At 33.0% G+C, this 8,887-nt stretch carries 13 protein-coding genes; all 13 read right to left on the bottom strand.

Annotation, left to right across the window (positions count from 1 at the left end):
- A partial coding sequence (locus ABDZ97_RS17665) for an IS1/IS1595 family N-terminal zinc-binding domain-containing protein (RefSeq protein WP_425542658.1) occupies positions 1-109 on the bottom strand: 109 nt, incomplete at its 3' end.
- A gap of 21 nt (positions 110-130) precedes the next feature.
- A complete protein-coding gene (locus tag ABDZ97_RS12350) occupies positions 131-556 on the bottom strand; it encodes a hypothetical protein (RefSeq protein WP_343788100.1) in 426 nt (141 codons plus the stop codon).
- A gap of 17 nt (positions 557-573) precedes the next feature.
- The gene (locus ABDZ97_RS12345) at positions 574-978 is read right to left on the bottom strand and encodes a hypothetical protein (RefSeq protein WP_343788098.1); all 405 of its coding nucleotides are present in this window, start codon (positions 976-978) and stop codon (positions 574-576) included.
- A gap of 71 nt (positions 979-1,049) precedes the next feature.
- On the bottom strand, positions 1,050-1,424 hold the full coding sequence (locus tag ABDZ97_RS12340; RefSeq protein WP_343788096.1) for a hypothetical protein: 375 nt from the start codon (positions 1,422-1,424) through the stop codon (positions 1,050-1,052).
- Positions 1,425-1,525: 101 nt separating this feature from the next.
- Positions 1,526-1,936: a hypothetical protein gene (locus ABDZ97_RS12335; RefSeq protein ID WP_343788094.1), complete on the bottom strand. Its 411-nt coding sequence runs from the start codon at positions 1,934-1,936 to the stop codon at positions 1,526-1,528.
- Positions 1,937-2,166: 230 nt separating this feature from the next.
- On the bottom strand, positions 2,167-2,715 hold the full coding sequence (locus ABDZ97_RS12330; protein ID WP_343788092.1) for a hypothetical protein: 549 nt from the start codon (positions 2,713-2,715) through the stop codon (positions 2,167-2,169).
- A 138-nt stretch (positions 2,716-2,853) separates the two neighbouring features.
- Positions 2,854-3,495: an IS1 family transposase gene (locus tag ABDZ97_RS12325; protein ID WP_343788090.1), complete on the bottom strand. Its 642-nt coding sequence runs from the start codon at positions 3,493-3,495 to the stop codon at positions 2,854-2,856.
- Positions 3,496-3,857: 362 nt separating this feature from the next.
- Positions 3,858-4,361: a hypothetical protein gene (locus ABDZ97_RS12320; protein WP_343788088.1), complete on the bottom strand. Its 504-nt coding sequence runs from the start codon at positions 4,359-4,361 to the stop codon at positions 3,858-3,860.
- 757 nt (positions 4,362-5,118) lie between these two features.
- On the bottom strand, positions 5,119-5,457 hold the full coding sequence (locus tag ABDZ97_RS12315) for a hypothetical protein (RefSeq protein WP_343788086.1): 339 nt from the start codon (positions 5,455-5,457) through the stop codon (positions 5,119-5,121).
- 3 nt (positions 5,458-5,460) lie between these two features.
- On the bottom strand, positions 5,461-6,207 hold the full coding sequence (locus ABDZ97_RS12310) for a hypothetical protein (protein WP_343788084.1): 747 nt from the start codon (positions 6,205-6,207) through the stop codon (positions 5,461-5,463).
- 732 nt (positions 6,208-6,939) lie between these two features.
- A complete protein-coding gene (locus ABDZ97_RS12305) occupies positions 6,940-7,140 on the bottom strand; it encodes a hypothetical protein (protein ID WP_343788082.1) in 201 nt (66 codons plus the stop codon).
- A 217-nt stretch (positions 7,141-7,357) separates the two neighbouring features.
- The gene (locus tag ABDZ97_RS12300; RefSeq protein WP_343788081.1) at positions 7,358-7,918 is read right to left on the bottom strand and encodes a hypothetical protein; all 561 of its coding nucleotides are present in this window, start codon (positions 7,916-7,918) and stop codon (positions 7,358-7,360) included.
- The coding region (locus ABDZ97_RS12295; RefSeq protein WP_343788079.1) for an RHS repeat domain-containing protein at positions 7,915-8,887 on the bottom strand (973 nt) is incomplete at its 5' end. The genes ABDZ97_RS12295 and ABDZ97_RS12300, both read right to left, overlap by 4 nt.

The raw sequence follows: 8,887 nt of genomic DNA, 5'->3' as shown, positions 1-8,887 counted from the left end.
TATTGCGATATTCTTCCTGTTTAGTCGAGCCACATTGTTTACACAGATGACGTTGTATTCCCTTCAAAGTCTTCCCTTTTTTTTTCATTTGCAAATTACAACAAATCATATGAGCAATAAATCTGGTACACTACCCCTTGATTACAACCCATCCAACAATAATTACGGATACGTAAGAGATAAATAAAAATATGAAGACAAATGCCTTATGAATATTTTCTTTTTCTTTATAAATTGAATAATAAAAGTCAATTTTTTTTTCAATATCAAGGTATCTTTTTTTTCTTTCAAAGAGTAAATAAAGAACAGTCAAAAAGATTATCCCCAATACTATTGACCCAATTCCAGCATAAGAATCAAAAGTAGATGAATCATTTTTATAAACAGCGGTATTAATAAAAACTAAAATTACCAACCAAGCAATAGGCAAAAGAATTTGAGCATATGCAAATATTAATGGAGTGAGTAAAATGTAATCTTTATCCCACTGCTTATTAACATAATTTCTCCAAAAGGAGTATAAATGATAAAAGTAAAATTCTAACAATTTTAGCATATTTAAAGTAATCAATATTATTCAAACATTCCTGAAAAATAGGGAATTACCCATGAGGAAGGCTGATTCATTTGATATATTGCTTCATTATAAACTTCATCAACAGCTTTTGAAGCTTTTACTGAACTATCAATAACAGTGTCCCAACCTATAGTGTATTCAATAGTGTATTCAATAGCGTAATATATACCACCAACAATTAAACCAGGAACACCTCCTGCAAACATGAGTGTTCCCATAGCTAAATCCATACCCGCTTCAAACGCCATATCGGCATCTCCGTTTGCCAGAGCTATCGTTAACTTAGCCCCATCATATAGTGTACCGACAAGAAATAATTTCCCCCCCCCAATATTCTTAACGGTTGCAATTTTTAGCTTGGCATGATTGAAACCTATTCTTTTGCCTGCCACCCCTTCCACAAACTTCCCATTTGATTGAGGTTTTAAATCATTAATAGAGTTCCATTTTCCTGTTTTAACCGACCTCCAACCTAACTCGTTGAATTTATTTTTTTATAAACTGAAAATGAATAGGAAATTATAGAGAACCCTATTTCAATATTTTTCATAGATGAAAAAAAGTCAGATGAATTGTCATCACCATTAGCACCAAAGAATTTTGTCAAATCATCTTCAGATGCTTGCCTATAACCTCCTGTATTACCAGATTCGTCAACTCTATCAACACTAGAATCCCAGATAAGTGTTTTTAATCCTTCTCCAACGAGTAACTGACCATCATATGTTGATTCATAGCCTTCACCAGCTTCATAAGTACTACCATTTGGAGCTTTTATTGAGTCGGCTCCATTCGGGGTCCAAAAAACAAATCGGATTATTTGCAAATGCTGCATATGGACTTTCATTATGTTTCACAATAGGGTCTCTCTTCCATCTACGACCCAGTCGACTATCATACTGCCAATATTCTGCTGTATAACTCGTTCCTTCACTGTTGTGAACCTCGTCATCCTTCTCCTGTCCCTGGAAGCCATAACGATACTCCCCCTGTACTTCCATTCCTGTTCGGCATCTGCATTCCAAACGGCATATAATCCGAATAACTTTTCACATCAGCCACATAACAGAAATCTTCCACTACTGCCTCTGCATTTACATCCTGAACAAACAAATACGACAAGTACATCGATCGCGTACCCGTATCAGCAAACATCGTCTCTGAACTCGGTGCTACAAATGTCAACGTATAACGTCCGTCTGAAGTAATATGCTGCACCTGAATATTGGCAGAGGTGATATTGTTTCGAACAAACGGGGTCAACTTAGGACCTCCATCCAATCCCAATGTATAGTGAACCGTATACGTTCTTCCGACTACTGTCGGGAAAACACATAAAATACCATTCCACTGACCCAAATTGTCTACTCTAAGACGATTACCCGAAATCGAAGCGGTTACTCCTGTCCGTATGCCAACAGATTCCCTAAATGATTATTATTTAATTCAAAGAACTTTTTTCCGTTTTGCAGAATAAAAATAAGCAAAATTCATTGAAAAATAGAGTTGTCAACCTGTTTTTTTAATACTACTGATTCCTACGCAATGTCTACATTTCATCTTACCAACTAATTGAGTACACTACCCACCTACCATAATTTCATCTTTAGCAATTTTCTTTTTCTAATTAACCCTATCAACATCACAATCGCAAAAAACAAAACCACTGTAATGTAGATAATAAAATCTACCCCTTGCAGATACTTGAAAGAATTTGGGACTATTATTTGATCATCATTTTCTAATTGTGCTATTACAGGATTATTGTTTCTCGGATTTATACTATAATAAACAGTAATATTTCCTCCTGATTTTATTTGATTTTGAACCTCTTTCCAATAAGGTGCAAAATCATCTCCGATATAAAATTTTTTGTTATTCGTTTCTATCATTAAAACTTTATAATCTCTTAATTGATTAATTTCAAATGTTTGTCTTGAAGGCTTTTTAATCGTTGTAAACTCAACCTTAACAACAGTCCCCTTATATTTATTATATGAGTTAAGTGACTTGGAGTTAGTCAATAAAACTATCACAGTCATAATTAATGTGGCTATGGTTACGCCAACTGATATAAAAATACTCATTCTATATCTTTGTTCTTCCGATGCTAAATAATCAAAAATTGTATACCCCATAATAAATACACTATGTAAAAAACTTCTGCTATTTTCTTTTAATGGTTTTAATACGAACAAAATTCAATATACAAAAAATAGCGGCATAAATTTATGCCATCTAAATATCTATGTAATGGAAATTTATTCTTCTAGCTTCTAGGGAACATATAATTGAAAATATTGAAATGAATCTACAACTGTAGAATTTTCGGTTGAAACTACTATACCGTCTACAATATAAGTATTTCCATCTTCCAAAACAAGATTATACATTTTATGGACTTCATTTTTAGATTCAATATTTGTAATAATATTTTCTTCAACTACTGAATTTGAATTTTCATTGAAACTAACAAGCTTGATTTTATCACCTGTTTGGTAACACATTGTTTCACGAATCAGGCAAGTTACATCTTTTCTGAGATTTACATGTTGACGTTCAATACGATTGGCTTTACGTTTTCCTTTTCTATGGCAAACTTCTTTGAGTAAGTTTACATAGGCAGGATAACGATCCGTATTTACGCTTGAAGGAATCAATTCAATCACTTTTGAGCTAACACTTCTAAGATCTTCCGAACTCCTTCCTCCTACATTAAGTGTAGCTACCTGTTTTCCATCATTTCCCCATACATACGTCATCCAAACTTTATTACTTCGTTTTCCAACATAGGTCTGAAGTTTATCAATATCGTATATTCTGTCTGACTCAAAAGATGACGTGTCCGGTTGCAGATACCAGGCTTTAGCAATCCATCGTTTTAATGTCATCAGGCTACCCCCTAAGAAAACTGCCATCTTACGTGCTCCACAACCCATTGCATACATTCTGGAAAATTGTTCGTGAACTTCTTTTGTGCAGACATTGTATGTATAGTGAGATTGCTAATAGTACCCACATGATTTACACCTGTATTTTTGTATACCGATTTTTTGTTTGCCTGCTTTTTTGCAAATGGCATTACAGCATTTACAGTTCATAGCATTACAGATGTTTGGACTCCTAAATTCATTTGAAAAAAAGCAGATAACCTGGTGCACGACCGCCACCAACTAATTGATTACATTAGTATTAGCACCGAATATCAGAAGTGATTTCCCGCCTATACTGTCGGACAAGTCTGAGAAAGTGTTGGAGGTTGCCTTGGGATTGTCTATCTCTATTTACAACTCAAGAAATATATTACATAATCAGAATCATTAATTAATAAGCAAGGAGCAACATCATCTTCGGAAAAGAAATATTCTACATTATAATTCTCAGTTTGAAGAGAAAAAGGGTCTGTCAAACTAAAAGTTATTTGACTCTCAGAATGAGAATATGAAAAATTACATTCTTCTTGTTTAATTGAATCCAAAAATCCAAAATGTGCTCGACCATTTTTCTTGAACTCAAAATACATTAAATCACTTTCCGCTTCATAAAGTTCTTTTACAAATAGATTGGAAATTCTCGATTGCCCCGAATATTGGTCTACTTTATCATTCTGAAAAGCTTCACCAAGAGTTAATGAGTCAATTTGCCATTTACACATGGTTAAATCAAACTGGTTATTAAGAGTATTATCTTGGATAATTCCCTTTTCAGAACACCCTATAATATTCCCAGCAATAATTAAAAGACATATAGACAAAAAAAGGCTTGATAATTTTATGTTTCTCATTCTCTTTAATACTAATATAATAGTTTATGATAATAATTATTATTCATCCTCTGATGATTCTTTCTGCTTAGGCTCTGGAATAATAAGCCCTGGTTTAATATCCTTTTTAGTTCTCGATTAATCCAACTCTCTTCTTTTGAGTTACCTTTTGCCTTTGACATCGCTTGCCCCCATGTTTTACTACTTGTTTTTTGCCCCTACATTAGAGGAATTTTCACGTTTGGATAGGGTACGTAACTTGAAGGGTTCTTCATAACAGTTTTCCACCCCTCATATATTGCTTCGGGGCTATAAGGGGCTATGTTATTAACAAATTCACCTGTTTCAGAATCCCAATGACCAAGTTTTCCATCGGCTCATAAATTAGTGAGATTTCTCCATACAACTTGACCTAATTTTTCACTATAATTAGCATTATAACCAGTTAGATAAAACCTTATCTGATTGTGCTACAGGACCAACATTTCCACTAAATGACTGGTATGAAGCTCTTTCACTACCTACGACATATTTAGCTTCCCAATTATAATTAGAATTTTTCAGACTACGTTGACCTGTAGGTTCAAAATCCGCATATGTTCCATTATTATGTGCTATACCAAGATAATTTCCTGTATTGGGACCATAGATACCTACTGACCATTAATCTTCGCCACTTTAAATGCTCCCATTAAATCCATATTAGCCTTTGTTGCTCCAGATGCAGAATACAAAACATGACCTTCTGGTTCCCAAATTTCATTAACAGAAACTACTTCTAACTCAAGCCGTCAATTACTCTATTTTTACCAAAAGCGTAAGGTAAATTATGTGGATATTGAGCAGTCAACAGGTCAACCGCAAAGAATCTACTAATACGAGGGTTGTGCATTCTGAATGTATAATTTATACTATTTTCTTCTCCCTTGACCTCATCATCCTTCTCTTGATCTTGGAAGCCGTAACGGTAGTCTCCTGTACTTCCATTCCTGTTTGGCATCTGCATCCCAAACGGCATATAATCCGAATAACTTTTCACATCAGCCACATAATAGAAATCTTCCACTACTGCCGCTGCATTTACATCCTGAACAAACAAATACGACAAGTACATCACTACCTACCCCTTTACCCGACCAACACAGAGATGTTCATACCCTCCATTTACCAAAATATCATCAATATTTATTAACTCAAATTCAAAAATACTTAAAATATAATATCTGTTAAGTAATGTCAAATTAAATGAAAATCGTTTTGCAGAAATACTATAATCAATAGTTTTTCTCAAATTAAATCCTTCCATTTTAATTACGGCGACCCGAGCCTTATATATATTGTAAAGTTTATGAGAAGTGATGTTATAGACTGCATTTCTGTGTGTAAAAACATCAAAATCATAACCTTGATTGAAGAGCTTTTTTTGATTCTTTTTCTTCTTTAGCCATTTGTTAAATTTAGGAAATTGTATACTCAATAAATCTTCTTTCTGATGCGAGTCTTGAATATAGTTATACAAAAATTCAGCTAAAACAACATTAGATGCAAACAAATCATTTCGAATATTATCAATTAAATAATTTGAATCGAGGTAACTTCTTTCGGTAATGTTTATATTGAAAATTGAATTACTGTCATTAAAATTGTTATAACTGTACCAATGTATGTCTTTTGAATCAACCAGCCCTTTAAGTGTACCATCAAATGCTATAAAGTAATCAACAAAAAGCCCTTCAGTAGCTAACCAACAATTTAGAGGAGTTGAATCAGAACAAACTTCATGTGCGTAATAAATATCAATCGTATCAATTTGAGCTGAAAGATTTATTTTCCAAATAAAGAATAAAACAATAATTAAATATTTCATGTTAAAATCCAGTACTTTTATCTCTGTTATTAATTATACTTTCTGTATTTTTTTGAGTTGGATACACTTCCCCATTTCTATTACTCTGCAGACCAGTTGTGTTGTAGTCATATCCTTGATGACTATGGTCATGACCTGTTGAATTGTGCCCAGCTTCATGTACTACACTTTCCATTCTACTGTAGTGTGTAAATGGAAAATTTGAATCCCCAATTTTAAAAACAAATGGTTAATTAAATTAATTTCATTCATCATAAATCTAGTACACGACCGAGTTACTCGCCTATTTCTGCATAAAATATATTACTAACAATATTAAGGACATAGAACTCAACACATATATTAAGAAAGGCTTTCTGTTTTTAACAAAATTTTTTTTAGTTGCTAATTCTACATATCTACTATTTCTAATATATTTTAGATAAATGAAAATCAAAAGAATTATTGTAGTGAATATAGCGAAGTAAAAAATTACCTTAATCCAATTTTTTGGAATAGTTAAGCCGAAACATAAATCTATTATGTATGATAATGTAAGTAAATTACCCAAAATACATAATCCAACAACAAGAACTGAAAATATTTGTCCAAACTTAACATCATCTTCATCTTGAGCAGAACGTATAACTAAAAATATTTCACACCAAAATTTTTCAAATCTATTAATCATCTTGAAAGCTTCTATAAATTAAATACCTGTAGCTCCACCCACAATCCATTCTACAGGATTACTTACACCCCAATTACTAAAAGGACGGTCATAACTGTTCCTACTGATAAGTCAAACAACACCTCTATTGGTTGCACAGATTTTTGTGGGTCATTATAAATTTGACACCAAGAATAACTAGTTCCCGCAATCTCACCAATACGTACGAGTTTACCAACAAATTTTCCAGCACCTTTCATTTGTTTTGAAAACAACTCTGTCACTTCTCCAGCACTTTCACCATCAGTACCCTACTTAAACACTCGCATAGAATTAATTGATATTACACGAGCTGAAGCATGTAGTAAATTCAATCAATTTTCAAACAAAGGCTTCATGAATGGGTATAGGAAAATTGATACCACAAGTATCATGAAATTTTTATTTTCCTGTTATCAACACATCTGAAACACTACCCCGCATGCTAATCTGGTACATTACCTAATAAAAAGGGCCAATTGTAATATTCCCCTTCTTTACCCATACTCTTCTTTGATATATCATGGTTACCAAAATAAAAAGAAAAATGATAAAAAGAACTGAGAATAAAATTAATGCTTTTATTCGACTATCTTTCGTTTCATTAATTGATAAAATAGGTAAATCATTTTTTTGAATATGTACTAAGAAATTATATCCTTCTTCAGTGCGATAATACCCCTCTATATAATCATCGGGTAAGATATTATTTAAAATATCATCCCAATTGTTTTTATACTCTTGGTTTATGTAATAATACGAATCATTTAATTTAATCGAGATAACACCTACAAACACCTTTTCATTGAATTGGTAAGATACTCTAGATTTCATTTTAATATTATCCTTTTTAATACTTTGAACATTGCCAAAAGCTTTAGAGTACTCGTTTAAACTATCGTCATTAGTGAATATAACAATCAAGATACTTAATAGAAATGAGACTATACAAATTAAATAAGCCAAGTTTTCTCGGTACTTTTTTGTTGACTTAACAATAAAATCTAAATAATTAAATGTCATAACTTAAGTTTTACATCTTCTTCTGCTTCTTCACCAGTTAACCACTCATAAACTCCTGTACCAAGCAAAACTACACAACCAGCAAGCTTTACATAAGGATGAGGCGCTCCCATCATCCTACCAGCAACTACATAACCAGCTAAAACAGTTGTTTCTTGAGCAGCTTTATTATAATTTTTATTTAAATATGCATTATAGATTTTACTACCTTTGTCAACTATAAGCCAAGCAGTACTTAATTTACTAGCAGCATTTGACAAACCTCGTAAAATTTTATTTGCGGAAGCTGTAGTAGCTTTAGGCTCAGGGTACTTAAAGGATGTGTTTATTGTAGATTCTGTACTAGCTATTATAAGTGATTCCAAAAGACTCATACCATACCCCATATCTTCATCTAATTCTGGAATTGAATATTCATCAGTTGCTGTTAAAAATTCATCTTTTCGTTTACTTAATTCATCAAAAATATTTATTGTTTTTGAACCAGACTTAAGTAATTCACTTTTATTTATTGCAGGTGAATTTGCAAACTTATCCCAGTTTTCTTTGCTAGTATAATGTACCAATCCGTCATCAACTCCTTTTTCATCTTCACCTAAAACTTCACCAGTTTCTTCGTCTATATATATCCCATCTGCGTCACAATCTGGGTCGATTCGCAATATAGGGTTATTACTCATAGAAACATAAGGACTATTCCAAGAGAACTCATGTGCTAAAGGGTCAGTTGACAGCCAGCTAGAAACACGTGGGTCATATTGTCGCCATTCGGTTGTATAACTATTTCCTAAGCCTTTGACCTCGTCGTTGGCTTCCATACCATTAAACCCATATCGATAACCTCCCGAACTCGCATGACGGCTATCTAATTGCATCCCAAACAGATAATAATCCGAATAACTCACCACATCCGGCTGATAATACGCAATAGCTCCTAAATCATCATCCACTGGTAACTTCCGGCCAGAA

Origin of the sequence: Wandonia haliotis, assembly GCF_039523435.1 — a bacterium.
Taxonomy (GTDB): Bacteria; Bacteroidota; Bacteroidia; order Flavobacteriales_D; family Crocinitomicaceae; genus Wandonia; species Wandonia haliotis.
Note: the sequence above shows the minus strand (reverse complement) of the source record. Positions and strands in the feature narration are given on the sequence as shown.

Excerpts from the sequence above, each read along its gene's own strand:
- ABDZ97_RS12325 (WP_343788090.1), bottom strand. The coding sequence starts at position 3,495 with ATGGCAGTTTTCTTAGGGGGTAGCCTGATGACATTAAAACGATGGATT.
- ABDZ97_RS12340 (WP_343788096.1), bottom strand. The coding sequence starts at position 1,424 with ATGAAAGTCCATATGCAGCATTTGCAAATAATCCGATTTGTTTTTTGG.
- ABDZ97_RS12350 (WP_343788100.1), bottom strand. The coding sequence starts at position 556 with ATGCTAAAATTGTTAGAATTTTACTTTTATCATTTATACTCCTTTTGG.
- ABDZ97_RS12310 (WP_343788084.1), bottom strand. The coding sequence starts at position 6,207 with ATGAAATATTTAATTATTGTTTTATTCTTTATTTGGAAAATAAATCTT.
- ABDZ97_RS12320 (WP_343788088.1), bottom strand. The coding sequence starts at position 4,361 with ATGAGAAACATAAAATTATCAAGCCTTTTTTTGTCTATATGTCTTTTA.
- ABDZ97_RS12300 (WP_343788081.1), bottom strand. The coding sequence starts at position 7,918 with ATGACATTTAATTATTTAGATTTTATTGTTAAGTCAACAAAAAAGTAC.
- ABDZ97_RS12330 (WP_343788092.1), bottom strand. The coding sequence starts at position 2,715 with ATGGGGTATACAATTTTTGATTATTTAGCATCGGAAGAACAAAGATAT.